Origin of the sequence: Sphingomonas sp., from assembly GCF_031361285.1 — a bacterium.
GTDB lineage: Bacteria > Pseudomonadota > Alphaproteobacteria > Sphingomonadales > Sphingomonadaceae > Sphingomicrobium.
Genome location: NZ_JANMCO010000018.1, coordinates 58,753 through 74,960, shown reverse-complemented (window position 1 = coordinate 74,960; position 16,208 = coordinate 58,753). Strand labels below are relative to the sequence as shown.

At 65.5% G+C, this 16,208-nt stretch carries 19 protein-coding genes; 13 read left to right on the top strand and 6 right to left on the bottom strand.

Annotated features, from left to right (window positions below; genetic code table 11):
- Positions 1-8 precede the first annotated feature (8 nt).
- From RMO25_RS02270 to ruvA, 3 genes are read left to right on the top strand one after another with little or no spacing between them, the layout of a single operon-like run.
- Complete coding sequence (locus RMO25_RS02270; RefSeq protein WP_309660982.1) at positions 9-749, top strand: YebC/PmpR family DNA-binding transcriptional regulator; 741 nt, start codon at positions 9-11, stop codon at positions 747-749.
- Positions 746-1,231 carry a crossover junction endodeoxyribonuclease RuvC gene (ruvC, locus tag RMO25_RS02265; protein ID WP_309660981.1) on the top strand — a complete coding sequence of 162 codons (486 nt, stop codon included), beginning with the start codon at positions 746-748 and terminating at the stop codon, positions 1,229-1,231. Before RMO25_RS02270 ends, ruvC begins: the two co-directional genes overlap by 4 nt.
- Positions 1,232-1,243: 12 nt before the next feature.
- Positions 1,244-1,840, top strand: a complete 597-nt coding sequence (gene ruvA / locus RMO25_RS02260; RefSeq protein ID WP_309660980.1) for a Holliday junction branch migration protein RuvA — start codon at positions 1,244-1,246, stop codon at positions 1,838-1,840.
- Between the two features lie 3 nt (positions 1,841-1,843).
- On the opposite strand, the gene RMO25_RS02255 is transcribed toward ruvA, so the two are convergent.
- Positions 1,844-2,974 (bottom strand): membrane dipeptidase, encoded by a 1,131-nt coding sequence (locus RMO25_RS02255; protein WP_309660979.1) that lies wholly within the window; start codon positions 2,972-2,974, stop codon positions 1,844-1,846.
- A 93-nt stretch (positions 2,975-3,067) separates the two neighbouring features.
- Here RMO25_RS02255 and ruvB point away from each other — a divergent pair, with 93 nt between their 5' ends.
- Both ruvB and RMO25_RS02245 read left to right on the top strand, forming a co-directional pair.
- The gene (ruvB, locus tag RMO25_RS02250; RefSeq protein WP_309660978.1) at positions 3,068-4,111 is read left to right on the top strand and encodes a Holliday junction branch migration DNA helicase RuvB; all 1,044 of its coding nucleotides are present in this window, start codon (positions 3,068-3,070) and stop codon (positions 4,109-4,111) included.
- Positions 4,108-5,247 carry a DUF3089 domain-containing protein gene (locus tag RMO25_RS02245; protein WP_309660977.1) on the top strand — a complete coding sequence of 380 codons (1,140 nt, stop codon included), beginning with the start codon at positions 4,108-4,110 and terminating at the stop codon, positions 5,245-5,247. Before ruvB ends, RMO25_RS02245 begins: the two co-directional genes overlap by 4 nt.
- Here RMO25_RS02245 and RMO25_RS02240 read toward each other — a convergent pair.
- A complete protein-coding gene (locus RMO25_RS02240) occupies positions 5,231-5,440 on the bottom strand; it encodes a helix-turn-helix transcriptional regulator (RefSeq protein WP_309660976.1) in 210 nt (69 codons plus the stop codon). The two genes, RMO25_RS02245 and RMO25_RS02240, sit on opposite strands and share 17 nt — an antisense overlap.
- The gene (locus RMO25_RS02235) at positions 5,433-5,882 is read right to left on the bottom strand and encodes a hypothetical protein (protein ID WP_309660975.1); all 450 of its coding nucleotides are present in this window, start codon (positions 5,880-5,882) and stop codon (positions 5,433-5,435) included. The genes RMO25_RS02240 and RMO25_RS02235 overlap by 8 nt, the downstream gene beginning before the upstream one ends.
- A 113-nt stretch (positions 5,883-5,995) precedes the next feature.
- Between RMO25_RS02235 and RMO25_RS02230 the strand changes: the two genes are divergently transcribed.
- Genes RMO25_RS02230 through RMO25_RS02220 form a run of 3 tightly spaced genes read left to right on the top strand, consistent with a single transcriptional unit; the run spans position 5,996 to position 8,204 of the window.
- Positions 5,996-6,454, top strand: a complete 459-nt coding sequence (locus tag RMO25_RS02230; protein ID WP_309660974.1) for a YbgC/FadM family acyl-CoA thioesterase — start codon at positions 5,996-5,998, stop codon at positions 6,452-6,454.
- Positions 6,454-7,749, top strand: coding sequence for a Tol-Pal system beta propeller repeat protein TolB (tolB, locus tag RMO25_RS02225; RefSeq protein WP_309661000.1), 1,296 nt, complete (start codon positions 6,454-6,456; stop codon positions 7,747-7,749). The genes RMO25_RS02230 and tolB overlap by 1 nt, the downstream gene beginning before the upstream one ends.
- Complete coding sequence (locus RMO25_RS02220; protein WP_309660973.1) at positions 7,746-8,204, top strand: OmpA family protein; 459 nt, start codon at positions 7,746-7,748, stop codon at positions 8,202-8,204. The genes tolB and RMO25_RS02220 overlap by 4 nt, the downstream gene beginning before the upstream one ends.
- Position 8,205: 1 nt before the next feature.
- Here the strand turns inward: RMO25_RS02220 and RMO25_RS02215 are convergent, their stop codons facing one another.
- A complete protein-coding gene (locus RMO25_RS02215) occupies positions 8,206-8,508 on the bottom strand; it encodes an SEL1-like repeat protein (protein WP_309660972.1) in 303 nt (100 codons plus the stop codon).
- A gap of 69 nt (positions 8,509-8,577) precedes the next feature.
- Positions 8,578-9,438 carry a pantoate--beta-alanine ligase gene (gene panC, locus RMO25_RS02210; RefSeq protein ID WP_309660971.1) on the bottom strand — a complete coding sequence of 287 codons (861 nt, stop codon included), beginning with the start codon at positions 9,436-9,438 and terminating at the stop codon, positions 8,578-8,580.
- A gap of 92 nt (positions 9,439-9,530) precedes the next feature.
- Between panC and RMO25_RS02205 the strand changes: the two genes are divergently transcribed.
- From RMO25_RS02205 to pdeM, 5 genes are all read left to right on the top strand, one after another.
- A complete protein-coding gene (locus tag RMO25_RS02205) occupies positions 9,531-10,331 on the top strand; it encodes a division plane positioning ATPase MipZ (RefSeq protein WP_309660970.1) in 801 nt (266 codons plus the stop codon).
- A 32-nt stretch (positions 10,332-10,363) separates the two neighbouring features.
- Complete coding sequence (pgmG, locus tag RMO25_RS02200; protein ID WP_309660969.1) at positions 10,364-11,746, top strand: phosphoglucomutase/phosphomannomutase PgmG; 1,383 nt, start codon at positions 10,364-10,366, stop codon at positions 11,744-11,746.
- Positions 11,747-12,384: 638 nt separating this feature from the next.
- Positions 12,385-14,802 (top strand): ligase-associated DNA damage response DEXH box helicase, encoded by a 2,418-nt coding sequence (locus tag RMO25_RS02195; protein WP_309660968.1) that lies wholly within the window; start codon positions 12,385-12,387, stop codon positions 14,800-14,802.
- 41 nt (positions 14,803-14,843) lie between these two features.
- A complete protein-coding gene (locus RMO25_RS02190; protein WP_405051823.1) occupies positions 14,844-15,119 on the top strand; it encodes a hypothetical protein in 276 nt (91 codons plus the stop codon).
- A gap of 95 nt (positions 15,120-15,214) precedes the next feature.
- Positions 15,215-15,877 (top strand): ligase-associated DNA damage response endonuclease PdeM, encoded by a 663-nt coding sequence (gene pdeM, locus RMO25_RS02185; RefSeq protein ID WP_309660967.1) that lies wholly within the window; start codon positions 15,215-15,217, stop codon positions 15,875-15,877.
- Here pdeM and RMO25_RS02180 read toward each other — a convergent pair whose 3' ends face one another.
- Entirely contained in the window at positions 15,878-16,129 is a 252-nt protein-coding gene (locus RMO25_RS02180; protein ID WP_309660966.1) for an aminotransferase class IV, read from the bottom strand.
- Between the last annotated feature and the right edge of the window lie 79 nt (positions 16,130-16,208).

The window sequence follows — 16,208 nt, the reverse complement described above, 5'->3', positions numbered from 1 at the left end:
AGACCGCTATGGCCGGCCATTCCAAATATAAGAACATCATGTACCGCAAGGGCGCGCAGGATAAAAAGCGCTCGACGATGTTCTCCAAATTGTCGCGCGAAATCACCGTGGCGGCCAAGATGGGCCTGCCCGACCCGGAGATGAACGCGCGGCTGCGGTCGGCGATCCTCGCCGCCAAGGCGCAGTCGATGCCCAAGGACAATATCCAGCGGTCGATCGACAAGGCGTCGGGCAGCGATGTCGAGAATTACGAGGAAATCCGCTACGAAGGCTTCGGCCCGGCCGGCGTCGCTTTGATCGTCGAGGCGCTGACCGACAACCGCAACCGCACCGCGACCAACGTCCGCACGATTTTCTCCAAGAATGGCGGCAATCTGGGCGCCGGCGGCAGCGTCAGCCACGGGTTCGAACGGCTCGGCCTGATCGAATATGGCGCCGGCGCCGGCGACGCCGACACAGTCTTCGAAGCCGCCATCGAGGCTGGGGCGGAGGATGTCGAATCGGACGACGGCGGCCACCAGATCTGGACTGCGCTCGACCAGCTCCACGAAGTCCAGAAAGCGCTCGAGCCGCTGCTCGGCGAGGCCGAGGGCGCCAAGCTGGCGTGGAAACCGTCGACTTCGATCGAAGTTCGCGGCGACGATGCGGCAAATTTGATCAAGCTCATCGATTCGCTCGACGATGACGACGACGTCCAGACCGTCTGGGGCAATTACGACGTGCCGGATGAGGAGCTTGCTCGGTTGTGAAGATCCTCGGCCTCGACCCTGGCCTCGGAACGACCGGCTGGGGATTGATCGAGGCGCAGGGAAACCGGCTATCGCACGTTGCCAACGGCGAATTGAAGACCAAGACCGCTGCCCCTTTGCCCGAGCGTCTCGCCGACCTCGCCGATCAGCTCGAGGCGCTGCTCGCCGAGCACCGGCCCGACGGCGCCGCGGTCGAGGAAGTGTTCGTCAACAAGAACCCGCAATCGACCTTGAAGCTCGGCCAGGCGCGCGGCATCGCCATTATGCTCGCTGCCCGCGCTGGCATCACTGTCGGCGAATATGCCGCGCGGCTGGTCAAGAAAGCCGTGGTCGGCAACGGCAATGCCGAAAAGGTGCAGGTCCACGCGATGGTCGCGCGCCTGCTCCCCGGCATCAAGATCGCCGGCCCCGACGCCGCCGACGCCCTCGCCGTCGCCATCACCCACGCGCACCATCTGGCGAGCGCGCGCCGCATCCCCTAAGCATTGCGGGCAATGATCGCGCGCCTCACCGGAACTCTCGCCGAAACCAGCGCCGACGGCGCGGTGATCGACGTCGCCGGCGTCGGATATCAGGTGCTGGCCAGCGCCCGCACGCTCGACGCCATCGGACCGGTCGGCGGCGCGGTCCTGCTGCTGACCGAAATGCAGGTCCGCGAGGATTCGATGACCCTGTTCGGCTTCGGCACCGCCGGCGAGCGCGAGGCGTTCCGGGCGTTGACCTCGGTCCAGGGCGTCGGCGGTCGTGTCGCGCTGGCAATCCTGTCGGCGCTCGGCCCAGACGAATTGTCGCTGGCGGTATCCTCCGGCGACAAAGCGATGATCGCCCGCGCCAATGGCGTCGGTCCCAAGCTCGCCCAGCGCATTGCGATGGAGCTGCAAGGCAAATTGGGGGCGCCCGGCCTCGCCGGAACTGCCGGCGCCGGTCTGCCTCGTTCCGGCCCGTCAGCCGACGCCGTCTCCGCGCTCGGCAACCTGGGCTTCAAGCCGGCCGAAGCCAGCGCTGCCGTCGCCGCCGCGCAAGACGAACTCGGCCCCGACGTGGCACTCGACGCGCTGGTGCGGCTGGCACTGAGGAAGGCGGCTAAGTAAGGCTTACCCGCCCCACGCGTCGCGGTAGACGCGGAGGAAATTGCCGCCCATCAATTTCTCCAGTCGCGCCTGGCTCCAGCCGCGCTTGGCCAGGTCGCTCGCGAAGCGGCGGTAGCGGTCGATGCTATTATAGTCCGCGACCATCGGATAAACGCCGACCGCTTCGCCCGGCGAGGCAATTCCGGCCTTGATCCGTTCGAGCTGCCATTTTTCCAATTTCTTCTTGGTTTCCTCGTCGAGCGTCGTCGGCAGCACGCCATTGTCGGTACCGATGCCGACATGATCCTCGCCGGCGATCCGCGCGACATGTTCGACATGGGCGATTACGTCCGCCGCCTTGGGGTGGCTGTCGAGGGTCAGGAACGGCATGAAATAGACCCCGACCACACCGCCCTTGTCAGCCACTGCGCGGATCGTCGCGTCGTCGGTGTTGCGCGGGTGATCGGTCAGCGCCCGGGCGCCGGTGTGGCTGATGACCAGCGGCCGCTTGGCGAACGCCGTCGCCTCGGCCATCGTTCGCGCCCCGCCGTGGGACAGGTCGAGCAGCAACTTCTCCGCCTCGATCCGCTCGATCGTTGCCTTGCCGAGCTTGGACAGGCCCGCATTGGCGGGCTCGAGCGCCCCGTCGCCGGCGAGGTTGCGTTTGTTGTAGGTCAGCTGGATCGTCAGCACCCCGTCCTTCTTCATCTCCGCCAGCCGGTCGAGGTTCGGGCCGACCATGCAGCTATCCTGGGTGCCGATAATCGCCCCGAACTTTGCCTCGCGCTTGGCCTTGAGGATATCGGCCGCGCTGGTGATCAACAGCATCCGGTCCGGGTTGGCGGCGATCAGCTCATGCTTGGCGGCGATGTCCTTTTGATAATCGCCCCAGGGGTCGGGGACGTTGCCGACTGGCATGACGGTGTCGCGGACCACGGTGACACCGGTCGCCAGTGTCTCGGCCCAGCCGCGGTCGGTCATTCGGGTGACGCCGTCGGCGGCATAGGGATCGCCGGTCCCGCCGAGCGCGTCGATGACGATGGCGCGGCTGTACCAGTCGCCGCCACTGCCCTTGATCGCCGATTTCGCCACCGCCGGGCCGGCCACCGCCAGCGCCGCTGCCCCCGCCAAAACCGATCGCCGAGATATATCCATAGAAGCGCCCCCCTTTGAAATGATGCTGCCCCGTCAGGCGGTGCGCCGCAAGCCGCTCGCCTTTACGCGTCCTTTTTGCCACAAGCATGATGGATGGCCACCGACCCCGCCCGCATCACGACGCCCGAACGCACGCCCGAGGATGCGGATGCGGCGCTGCGGCCGAAATCGCTCGACGAGTTCATCGGCCAGCAGGTCGCGCGCGAGAATCTCCGCGTGTTCGTCAATGCCGCCAAGTCGCGCGGCGAACCGCTCGACCATGTGCTGCTGTTCGGTCCCCCTGGGCTGGGCAAGACCACGCTCGCCGGAATATTGGCGCGCGAAATGGGGGTCGGCTTCCGCGCCACCTCCGGGCCGGTGATCGCCAAGTCGGGCGACCTCGCCGCGCTCCTGACCAATCTCGAGGATGGCGACGTGCTGTTCATCGACGAAATCCACCGCCTCCAGCCGGCGATCGAGGAGGTGCTCTATCCGGCGATGGAGGACCGCGCGCTCGACCTGATGATTGGCGAGGGGCCGTCGGCGCGGTCGGTGCGGATCGACCTGCCGCGTTTCACCTTGATCGGCGCGACCACCCGCCAGGGATTGCTGACGACCCCGCTCCGCGACCGCTTCGGCATCCCCATTCGGCTCAATTTCTACAGCGTGCCCGAATTGGAGCAGGTCGTCCGCCGCGCCGCGCGGCTGCTCAACGTCGAGCTCAAGGACGAAGGCGCCCACGAGATCGCCCGACGGTCGCGCGGGACGCCACGCGTGTCCGGGCGGCTGCTGCGGCGGGTGCGCGATTTCGCCCATGCGGTCGGGGCGCAAGCAATCGATGCCGAAGTCGCCGACAAGGCGCTCGACCGGCTCGAGATCGACGGCCTGGGTTTGGACGCGATGGACCGGCGCTATTTGACCATGATTGCCGACATTTATGGCGGGGGCCCGGTCGGTATCGAGACACTGGCCGCCGGGCTGTCGGAACCGCGCGATACCATCGAAGACGTGATCGAACCGTTCCTCATTCAGCTTGGCATCATCGCCCGCACGGCAAGGGGGCGCTGCCTCAATGGCCGTGGCTGGACTCACCTTGGGCTCAACCCCCCCGAGGGAAGCCAGACCGGCCTGTTCGACCCGGGAGCGATGCCCAAGTGATTCGACTCTTGTTGCTAGCGGGTTTGGCCGTGTTCGCCACCGCGCCTGCCGAAGCTCAGCCGGTTGCCGCCGTCACCGATTATGCGAAGCCGGCGAACTGGCTGTGCCTGCCGGGCCGGGCGGACATCTGCGCGAAACCGCTGCCGACCACCGCGCTCAACCCCAACGGCTATGGCTCCAGCGGAACCAGCCCGGTCGCCAAGGACACGCCGATCGACTGTTTCTACGTCTATCCGACGGTTTCGAACGACCGCGGCATGAACAGCGACCTCATCCCAGACAATGCCGAAAAAGGCGCGGCCGAGGTCCAGTTCGCCCGCTTCGCCGGGGTCTGCCGCCCATTCGCGCCAATGTACCGCCAAATGACCCTTGGCGCGGTGACGGTCGCGGCAACAGGGGGCGACGTCGGTTTCGCCGCCAGCCTGGCTTATTCGGACGTCGCCAACGCGTGGCGCACCTATCTTGCGAAATACAATCAGGGGCGACCGTTCGTCCTCATCGGCCACAGCCAGGGCAGCCTGATGCTCAACCTACTGATCGCCAACCGGATCGAGGGCAAGCCGGAAGCGGCGCGCATGAAACTGGCCATCCTGGCCGGGTTCAATGTGCTGGTGCCCCAAGGCAAACTCGTCGGCGGAACCTTCAAGACGACGCCTTTGTGCAGCCGCACCGGCCAGACCGGCTGTGTGATTTCCTGGGTCAGCTTTCGCGAGAATAATGCGCCGCCGCCCGGCGCGATCTTCGGTTATGCCGACCAGCCGGGGATGACGGTTGGCTGCGTCAATCCGGCCCGGCCCGGGTCGCGCGCTTGGGAAAAGCTCGACAGTGTTTGGTACGCGCGCTCAATGTTACCGGTGCCGGGCGGGCCGATCAGCTGGTCGAGTGAAGGGCCGCCGCCGACGCCCTATCTGCGCACCGAAGGGCTGGTCTCCGCCAAATGCGTCAATGACGGCCCGCGCGGCTATCTGTCGATCCGCACCAACGTCGATCCCAAGGGCAAGCGCACCGATCGCATTGGCGGTGAAGTCGGCCTGCTCGGCTTCTTCCTGCCCGGCTGGGGGATGCACCTCGCCGATATTGCCGAAGCGCAAGGCGACCTCATCGCCGCGGTTGGCGCGTTCACTCAGAAGAAATAGAAAACAGATCCTCGACCGGCAGATCGAGTGCGCGGGCCAGTTTGAGGGCAATCAGCGTCGACGGCGTGAACACCCGGTTCTCGACCGTGTTGACGGTCTTGCGGCTTACGCCGATGCGCGCCGCCAGCTCGGCCTGGGTCCAGCCGCGCGCCTCGCGGGCTTCACGGATCCGATTATGGAGCTGCTCAGCCATCGCGGTGTGCACGCCGCTCGAGCGCGCCGAAGCGGACCAGCGCTGCCCCAAGCCCGAGCGAGAGAATGACGTGGATGGCCGCGCGCGCCGTGACCGTTTCGAACTGATTGACAACATAGAGTGCCATCCCGCCGAGCATTGCGAAGATGAAACCCACCGTCATCGCGCCCGCGCGATTGGCCTTGGTGTTTTCGTCATTGATCAACGCCCGGACTTCGGCGCTTTGGAGCCAAAAGCCATTGGTCGCCAGCGCCAGCAGCATGACCAGCGAGAGGACCAGCCAGGCGCCGATTTTGACATGGTCGACCGCGCGGCCCTCCAAGGCGTCATCGGTAAAGAACGTGGCCTGCTGGCTGATGTAGATTAGCGCCAGGACCGGCAACATTCGGGCGCGCTTGCGGCTGAGACGCTCGGCGGTGTCGACAGTGGATATCTCGCTCATCGAACTCCATCCCTTCAGGCGCTTATTCGTAACCTATAGGTGACAAGTAACGCGAAGGTTACATCACTGTCAAGCGGGTTTCCGCGCCGCCGCGCACTGGCTAGGGGATAGCGATGACTTCTTCCCCGCTTGACCAGCCCTATCGCGGTGGCTTCGTCGGCCTTGAGCATCACTTCGCGCTGACCGTCTATTTCGAGGACACCGACACTGCCGGCATCGTCTATTATGCCAATTATCTGAAGTTCATGGAGCGGGCGCGATCGGACATGATCCGCGCCGCCGGCGTCGACCAGGCTTCGGCCCACCATGCCGGCGGCGGTGCCTATGCCGTTGCCGATGTCGCCATCCGCTACCTCAAGCCAGCCCGCCTTGGCGACGACCTCGTGGTGTTGAGCATCGTCGAGCAAGTCCGCGCCGTTTCGGTCCTCAGTCACCAGCGAGTCATGCGCGGAACCGAAGTACTGACCGATGCCCGGGTCACCGCGGCTTTCCTTACCGCCGACGGCCGGCCGCAGCGGCAGCCCAAGGCGTGGGTCGAGCGCTTCAAGGCGGTCAGCACGCAAGGACAATGATGCAAGGATTGAAGGTCAAAATCTGGGCGGCGATGCTGGTGTTGCCGTCGTCGGCGATGGCGCAGGGGACGCCGGTTACGGTGGTTGCGGTTCCGCAGCTGGCGACACCCGACAATGTTTCGACCCCGGCTGGCGACACCGGGCTCCTCGCCCGCTACGTCGCCGACGTCATTACCTCGGACCTCCGCTCAACCCGCGAGCTGATGCCGATCGGTCCCGAAAATGCCCGGGTCTATTCCTATCCCGAGGCGACGGCGCCCGGCTTTAAGCAATGGAGTGCGACCGGGGCCAAGGCACTGGTCACCGGCTTTGTTCAGGCGCGATCCGATGGCCGGATCACCGTTGCTTGCTATCTCCACGATATTCCGGGCGCGCGCGAGATTGCCCGCAAGGGCTTCGTCGTCGCGCCGGCGGAATGGCGCCGCGCCGCGCACCGCTGTTCCGACGCGGTCTACGAGCGGCTCGCCGGTCGGCCGGGGTCGTTCGACACGCGGATCGCCTATGTCGCCGAAAGCGGCAGCAAGAACGCGCGGGTCAAACGCATCGCGCTGATGGACAGCGACGGCACCAGCCACCGGTATTTGACTGCCGGCGATTCGACCGTGCTGACCCCGCGCCTGACGCCCGGCGGCGAGCGCCTGGCTTATGTCAGCTATGCCGGTGGGCAGCCGCAGGTTCACTTGATTGATCTGGAAAGCAATGAGGACCGGCCGCTCCTGCCGGGCAATACGATGAGCTTCGCGCCGCGATTTTCGGCCGATGGCAAGCGCGTCCTGTTTGGCATGGCCGCCGGCGGCAACGTCGATATTTATGTCGTCAACACCGATGGCGCCGCGTTGCAGCGCCTGACCAGCGCGCCGGGCGTCGATACCGCCCCCGCTTTCTCGCCCGACGGCAGCAGAATCGTCTTCGAAAGCGACCGTTCGGGGACCGAGCAGTTGTACGTGATGAACGCCGATGGCACCGACCAGCGGCGACTGACCTTCGGCGGCGCGCGCTATGCTTCGCCGTCATGGAGCCCCGACGGCGAGCGGATCGCCTTTACCCGCGCCGCCGGCGACGGATTGCGCATCGGCGTGATTACGCCGGCCGGGGCCGACGAGCGGATCCTGACCAACGGACCGCAGGATGAAGGCCCGAGCTGGGCCGCCAGCGGCCGCGATATCCTGTTCCAGCGTAGCGATGCTGGTGGCCGGACGGGCCTTGCCGTGGTCTCGGTCGACGGCGGCAACCCGCGCAATATCATTACCCCCCAGGACGGCTCCGACCCCGACTGGTCGACGGGAGCAAAATGATGCGCCGGATGATTCTTACCGGGCTAGTCGCGATGGCGCTGAGCGGCGGTACCTTAGCCGCGGCGCAACTGCCGCCGGCCCCGGTCACGATCGACACCATGCAAGCCGACATGGTCGCGAAATCGGGCAGCGACACGGTCTATTTCGCCGGCAGTTCGCATAGCATCGATGCCGCCGGACAGGCGACGCTAACCGCCCAGGCGCGCTGGCTGCTCGCCCATCCCGAGATTCGGGCGCGGATCGAGGGTTTTGCCGATGAGCGCACGCCGCGTGACTTTGCGCTGGCGATTGGCGAGCGGCGGGCCAGTGCGGCGCGCGATTATCTGGTGTTGCAGGGGGTACCGGAAGCGCAGCTGACCATCATCAGCTGGGGAAAAGAGCGTCCCGCGGTTGCCGGAACCAGCGAGACGGCGCTGGCCCTGAACCGCCGGGTGACGACGGTGCTGATGCGCTAATTCAAGCAGCGTAGCGTTGATGTCCGGCGCCAAGCCATGAGCGCGCCTGGCGCTGGGCTTCGGCGATTTCGCGAGCGGTCATTTCCATGGCGATCTCGGCCCGGCAGTGTTGGCCGCGGGTGCAGCCCGAAAGCGCCGCCAGGTTGAACCATTTGTGCGCTTCGATGAGGTCGACAGGAACCCCACCCTGTCCGGTCGAATAGGTTACGCCAAGTTCGTACAATGCATCGACATCACCGCGCTCGGCGTCGGCCAGGCGGCTCCGGATCAGGAACTCCGCCCCCTTCTGACTAATAGCACCCATGCTTTGTCCCCTCATATTCAATACGGGGGGTTTCGCCTGTTTAAGGCAAACAAATGGTTAACGCGGCGATCAGCGCTCGGGCGATGCGTCCATTTCGACCGCAATATTGTCGATCAGGCGCGTGTCACCGATGGTTGCCGCGGCGATCAGGCGCATCGTTCCGGAGGATGAATCGAGCGGTTGGAGCGAACCGGCATCGACCAGAGCGAAATAGTCGATGCTCGAAAAACCCGCGTCCGCGATGGATTGCCGGGCGACTGCGAGAGCCTCGGCGACCGGCTCGCCGGACAGAATCGCATGACGGGCGGCGTCGAGCGCATCGGGCAGCGCAATCGCCCGCTTTCGCTCATCCGCCGAAAGATAGGCATTGCGCGACGAGAGGGCGAGACCGTCGGCATCGCGCACGGTCGGCACGCCGACGATTGCAACGCCGAGGCCCAAGTCTGCCGTCATCCGCCGGATCACCGCGAGCTGCTGGAAGTCCTTGTCGCCGAACAGCGCGACATCCGGCCCCACGCTCAGCAGCAGCTTGGCGACAACCGTCGCGACCCCATCGAAATGGCCCGGCCGCGCTGCGCCCTCCCAGCGTTCGGACAGGCCGCTGACGTGAATCCTGGTCGCGAAACCGTCGGGATAAATGCCCGCAACCGCCGGCAGCCACAGCAGGTCACAACCGGCTTGCTCGAGCATGGCAGCATCGGCCGTCTCCTGACGCGGATAGCGTGTCAGGTCCTCGCCGGCCCCGAACTGCATCGGATTGACGAAAATCGTCGCGACCACCCGATCCGCCTGGCCCCGGGCCGTCTCGATTAGCGCGATGTGGCCGGCATGGAGCGCACCCATGGTCGGCACCAGGGCGATTTTTTCACCCGTCTGCCGCAGCCCTGCAAGCGCAGAAGCAAGCTCTTCAAGGCGACGGATAATTTGCACCGAGGCAACCCCTCCGATACACCATGGCTGACCGGCGCTTGCGCACGCGCCGGAGCAGAAATCAAGGGTGTCAGCGCCTTTTGGGGGGAGCCATGGGCCAGCCGCATTTTATTATCTTCGCCAACGAAAAGGGCGGCACCGGCAAGTCGACGACGGCGGTGCATACCACAATTGCGCTCGCCGCGTCGGGGCATCGGGTCGGCGCGCTCGACCTCGACAATCGCCAGCGGACCATGACCCGCTATCTCGAGAATCGCGACGCCACCATGCGCCGGCTCGATAAACAGCTGCCCCACGCGCGCTATGAGGTGTTGGACGATCATAGCGAGAACGGGCTGCACGCCGCGCTCGACCGGCTGTCGCAGGACGCCGACGTGATCGTCGTCGACACGCCGGGCCGCGACGATGAGGTCTCCCACGCCGCGATCCTCAAGGCCGACACGCTGGTCACGCCGATGAACGACAGCTTCGTCGACCTCGATTTGATCGGCCAGGTCCACCCCGAAAATTACAAGATCACCAAGCCCAGCTTCTACGCCGAACTGATCTGGAACAGCCGCACCGAGCGCGCCAAGACCACCGGCCGCGGCGTCGACTGGGTCGTGCTGCGCAACCGCCTGCAGCACGTCGACAGCCACAATTTACGCCGGGTTGGCGCCGCGCTCGACGAGCTTGCCCGCCGCGTCGGCTTCCGCGTCATTCCGGGCTTGGGCGAGCGTGTCATCTACCGCGAGCTGTTCCCCAAGGGCCTGACCCTGCTCGATCTTGCCGATCTGGGCGAAGTCGGCATGGGCCACATCACCGCCCGCCAGGAACTGCGCGAGATGATCGCCGGGCTCGGCATCCCGGAACCGGGCGCGAGCTTGCCCGAGCCCGTTGCCGTCGCCGGCTGACCCCTTTTCACAGCGCCCAGAGTTATGATCGCATGAGCCACCAATTTCACGCGTCGATCCTGCGCGAATATGACATCCGCGGGATCGTCGGCGACACGCTGACCGACGCCAATGCCTATGCCTTGGGGCGCAGCTACGCCGCACTGGCGACCGAAGAAGGCGCGCAGCGGATCGCGATCGGCCGCGACGGTCGCACCCATTCGCCGGAACTGGAGTCGGCGCTGATCGAGGGCCTGACCCGCGGCGGGCTCGATGTCGTGCGGATCGGCATGGGCCCCAGTCCGATGCTCTATTTCGCCACCGCGACTCTTGGCGTCGATGGCGGCATTCAGGTCACCGGCAGCCACAACCCCGCCAACTACAATGGCTTCAAGATGCTGCTCAAGGGCCGCTCGGTGTTCGGCGAGGAAATCCAGGCACTCGGCCGCCGCGCCGCCGCCGGCGAGTGGAGCGACGGACACGGCAAAATCGAGCAGGCCGACGTCGTTGCCGCTTACACCGATCGCTTGGTCGAGGATTTTCTGGGCGGCTCGTTCCGCATCGGCTGGGATGCCGGCAACGGGGCGGCAGGACCCGTGCTGGAAAAGCTTATCGAGCGGCTGCCGGGCAAGCACCATGCGATTTTCACCGAGGTCGATGGGGCATTCCCCAACCACCACCCCGACCCGACCGTCGAAGCTAATCTCGCCGACTTGAAGGCGCTGGTCACCTATGAGGAGCTCGACTTCGGCATCGCCTTCGACGGCGACGGCGACCGCATCGGCGCGGTCGACGGTTTGGGCCGGGTGATCTGGGGCGACCAGTTGCTGGCGATCCTCGCCGGGCCGGTCCTCGAGGCCGAGTCCGGCGCAACCATCATCGCCGACGTGAAAGCGAGCCAGCTGCTGTTCGACCGCATCGCCGAATTGGGCGGCAAGCCGCTGATGTGGAAAACCGGCCACAGCCTGATCAAGGCGAAGATGAAGGAAACCGGCGCGCCGCTGGCTGGCGAGATGAGCGGCCACATCTTCTTCCAGCACCGCTGGTACGGGTTCGACGACGCGCTCTACGCCGCCGTGCGGCTGATCGAAGCGGTCAGCGCGAGCGGCAAGAGCCTGACCCAGCTGATGGACGCCATGCCCAAGTCGGTCGCCACCCCCGAACTGCGCTTCCCAGTCGACGCCAGCCGCAAGTTTGCGGTGGTCGACGAAGTGCTGGCACGGTTGTTGGCCGAGGGCGCGAAAGTCGATGCCACCGACGGCGCGAGGGTCAATACCGAGGACGGCTGGTGGCTCCTTCGCGCCTCCAACACCCAAGACGTTCTAGTCGCCCGCGCCGAAGCGAAGGACAAAGCCGGCCTCGACCGCCTCGTCGCGCAAATCGACGAGCAGCTCGGATTGTCGGGCGTGGAACGGACGGAGTCAGCAGCCCATTAAGTTCGCAATGTCCGCTTTCGACCCATTGCGGACATTAGCTGTTTCTAAGATAGTCAGCAGATGCACTGGCGAGCCGCGTTTTCCCTTTTCGCTCTCGTAACCCTCACAAGCGGATGCTCACGGTCGAACAACGCAGACAGAGTCCTTGCAACGGACATCGAACGGCAAGTCGCCACTGCGCATCCAGACATCGCGATTGAGAGATTCGCGCGCTTCTATGCACACGAACAAAACGGCTCGGTGCAGGCGGTATATCTGTTCGCGAACGAAGGCTACGTTCCAATCGCCGGAAAGGCGGGCACATCTCGATGGACGACCGTCGATGACCTACCGGTGGTTTACGACGGGGGCTGTACAGTGCTGAACATCCGATACGATGCACGCAACAGGAAGCTACTTTGGGTTGAGTGCAACGGCGACGCGTAGATCAATGTCCGGTTTCCACCCAAAGCGGACATTCCAAGGCTAATCATCTTCATCCTCATACCCGACCAAATTCAATTCCCGCGCGTTGATTTGGTGGGTCAAGCATCAGCGCTTTGAGCTTGGCCACTGAGGGGTCGACCCAGGCGTCGGCCGGGGCCACATACTCGATCCAGGTACCCAGCTGCGCCGTCTAAAGCCATATAGTGAGACGAATGCCGACTGCCACCGCATTGCCCGAAATCGTCCAGGACTGGTTCGACGCGCGCGGGTGGGAGCCGCGCCGCCACCAGCTCGAGATGCTCGATCTGGCGCGGGCGGGACGGAGCGGGCTACTGGTCGCGGCAACCGGGGCCGGCAAGACGCTGGCGGGGTTCCTGCCGACAATCTGCGAGCTGATCGAGGCGCCTGCGGAAGGGCTGCACACGCTCTATGTGTCGCCTTTGAAAGCGCTGAGCGTCGATGTGCAGCGCAATTTGCTGGGGCCGATTGGCGAGATGGGGCTACCGATCCGGGTCGAGACGCGCAGCGGCGACACGCCGTCGGACCGCAAGGCGCGGCAGCGAGCGCGGCCGCCGCAGATCCTGCTGACGACGCCCGAATCGCTGAGCCTGCTGCTGAGCTATCCCGACAGCGCCACCCTGTTCGCGGGGCTGAAGACCATCGTCGTCGATGAACTCCACGCCTTCGCCAAGGAGAAGCGCGGCGACCTGCTGGCGCTGTCTCTGGCGCGGTTGCAGACGCTTGCGCCCGGGCTGCGGCGGGTCGGTCTGTCGGCGACGATCAGCGATCCCGTGGCCTATCGCGGCTGGCTGGCGCCCGATGCCGATGCCGAACTGGTCGACCTCATCACCGGCGATCCCGGCGCCGAGCCCGATTTGTCGATCCTGATTCCCGACGGCCGCATCCCCTGGTCGGGCCACTCCGGCCGCCACGCCGCGCGCGACGTTATGGATCTGATCAAGGCCCACAAAACGACGCTGGTCTTTTGCAACACCCGCAGCCTCGCCGAGCTCATTTTCCAGGACCTGTGGGCGCTCAACGACGACGCTTTGCCGATCGGCATCCATCACGGCAGCCTGGCCCTGGAAGCGCGGCGCAAGATCGAATGGGCGATGAGTTCGGGGCGCCTACGCGGGCTGGTCACCACCGCCAGCCTCGACCTCGGCATCGACTGGGGCGACATCGACCTCGTCGTCCAGATGGGGGCGCCCAAGGGCAGTTCGCGCCTGCTGCAGCGGATCGGTCGCGCCAACCACCGCCTCGACGAGCCTTCGCTGGGCATCATCGTCCCCGGCAATCGCTTCGAATATCTCGAAGCGCGCGCGGCGCTGGACGCGATCGACGACGGTGAGCTGGACCCGGAAAATTTCCGCCCCGGCGCGCTCGACGTGCTTGCCCAGCACATTCTCGCCGTGGCGTGCGGCGGGCCGTTCGAGGAGGCCGAGCTGCTCGCCGAACTCCGCTCCGCGGCGCCGTATGCGGGTCTGCGCGATGAAGTCTTCGCCGAAGTTTTGAACTTCATCGCCACTGGTGGCTATGCGCTCAAGGCCTATGACAAATTCCGCCGGATGGTGCGCGATCCCGACGGGCGCTGGCGCATCACGCGTCCGGCAGTCGCGGCCCAGCATCGGATGAACGCCGGCATCATCGTCGAGCAGCCCTTGATGATGGTGCGGTTCAAGAACGGCCGCCGGCTCGGCACCATCGAGGAAGGTTTCGCTTCGACCCTCTCGCCCGGCGACCATTTCTTCTTCGCCGGCCTCAGTCTCGAGGTCGAACAGCTCAAGGACAGCGACATCATCGTCCACGCTTCGTCGAAATCGGCGCGGATCGTCACCTACGGCGGCCAGCGCATGTCGATGTCGACCCATCTCGCCACCCGGGTCCGCCACATGCTCGCCGACCGCAACGACTGGCACCGCTTTCCCGACGACGTCCGCGAATGGCTCGAGGTGCAGGACCAGCGCTCGACGCTGCCCGAGCCCGAGCAGTTGCTGGTCGAGACCTTCGAACACCACGGCCTCCACTATATGGTCGCCTACAGTTTCGAAGGCTGGAACGCACACCAGTCGCTGGGCATGCTGATCACCAAGCGGATGGAGATTCTGGGCCTCAAACCCCTGGGATTCATTGCCAACGACTATGGCCTCGCCTGCTATGGGCTGGAGCCGATCCGCAACCCCCAAGCCCTGTTCTCGCCCGACATCCTCGAACAGGAATTTATCGATTGGGTCGAAAACAGCCATTTGCTCAAGACCGCGTTCCGCGAAGTGGCGGTGATCGGCGGACTGGTCGAGCGCCACCACCCCGGCAAGCGCAAGTCGGGGCGGCAGGTGAGCTTCTCGACCGACCTCATCTACGACGTGCTGCGCCGTTACGAGCCTGAACATTTGCTGCTGCGTGCCGCCTGGGCCGACGCCCGCGCCCGGATGACCGAGCTGGGCCGGCTGGTTCGGCTGGTCGATCGCGCGGCGGCGACCATGGTTCACGTCGAGGCGACCAGGATTACGCCGATGGCGGTACCACTGATGGTGATCGTCGGCCGCGAGGCGATGCCGCCCGGCGGCGAGGCCGACGAGACGTTGCTAATTCAGGCGGAAGCGCTCGCCCGGGAAGCCATGCAGCTGTGACCCGCGTTGCCGGGGAACAACGCATGTGCGACTCTAAGCCGATGAAACACATGGCCATCCTGCTCGTGCCGCTGGCGCTCGGCGGCTGCGTCACGTCGATCGCCAAAACCGCTTTCGATGTCGTCACGCTGCCGGTCAAAGTCGTCTCGGCCGGCGTCGATGCGGCAACCACCAGCCAATCCGAAGCCGACGAGAAACGCGGGCGCGAGCTGCGCAAGGCGGAGGAAGAGCGCGGCCGCCGGGCGCGCCTCCAGCTCGAGCGATGCCAAAAGGGCAAGCCACTGCCGACTGACGTCTGTGCGCCCGTCCCCCGTTGAGAAACACGAGCAGGACGTCATTGCGAGCGCAGCGCAGCAATCAAGCCCGCATGAAATGGATTGCATCGTCGCGCTGCTCCTCGCAATGACGGACCATGGTTCCCTTTTCGTTCGCTGGTGAAACATTTGTCGCGGGCGCCAAAGGCGCACTCTATTGGCCGGCCCAGCAAGCGCTGTTGGTGGCCGACCTGCACCTCGAGAAAGCGAGCTGGTTCGCGCGGCTGGGGCAGTTTCTGCCGCCCTATGATACGCACGCGACGCTGACCTCACTCGCCAACGAGGTGGCGCGGACCGGCGCCACGCGTCTCTATTGCCTCGGCGACAGCTTCCAAGACCGCTTCGGTTGCGACCGCCTACCCGCCGCCGCCCGAGAGTTGCTGCTGGAGATGACTTCGACGCTCGATTGGGTGTGGATCGTCGGCAACCACGATCCGGGCTTTTCGGATCATTGCGGCGGCCGGCTTGCCGAGGAACTGGAGGTATCCGGGATCGTCCTGCGCCACGAAGCGATCCGCGACGACCCGCGCCCCGAAATGTCGGGCCATTACCATCCCAAGCTACGGCTGCGCCTGCAAGGTCGCCACGTGTCGCGGCGCTGCTTCGTGGTGTCGGCGACCAAGCTCATCCTGCCCGCGTTCGGCTCGCTCACCGGCGGCCTCGACGCCACGCATCCCGAAATCATGAAGCAGGTCGGCGACGGCGCCTCAGCGCTCGTTCCAGTCTCGGACCGCCTGCTGCGCTTCCCGCTCGCCGCCTGATTACTCTTCCGCTCTAACCTCGATCGCCATCGCCCCAGTCGGCGACAGCAATAGCCGCGCGATCGCCGGCCGCTTGCGTCCGAACGTCGCCGCCTGCAGCTCGTTGCGCGCCGCGTGCCGGTCGAAGTCGAAGCCCAGCGCTTCGGCCGACCGCATCAGCCGGTCGAGATGCTGGTCGATATCGAGGATTCCCTCATCGGGATCGAACCGCATGATTTCGGTCAGATCGGCGGTTTGTCGGGCGGCGGACATTGCCTCCCTTAATCCACATGCGATGAGCGACGGCAACCCCCGCCGATTGCGCTGCCGCCCGTCACTCCTTAATTGGCAC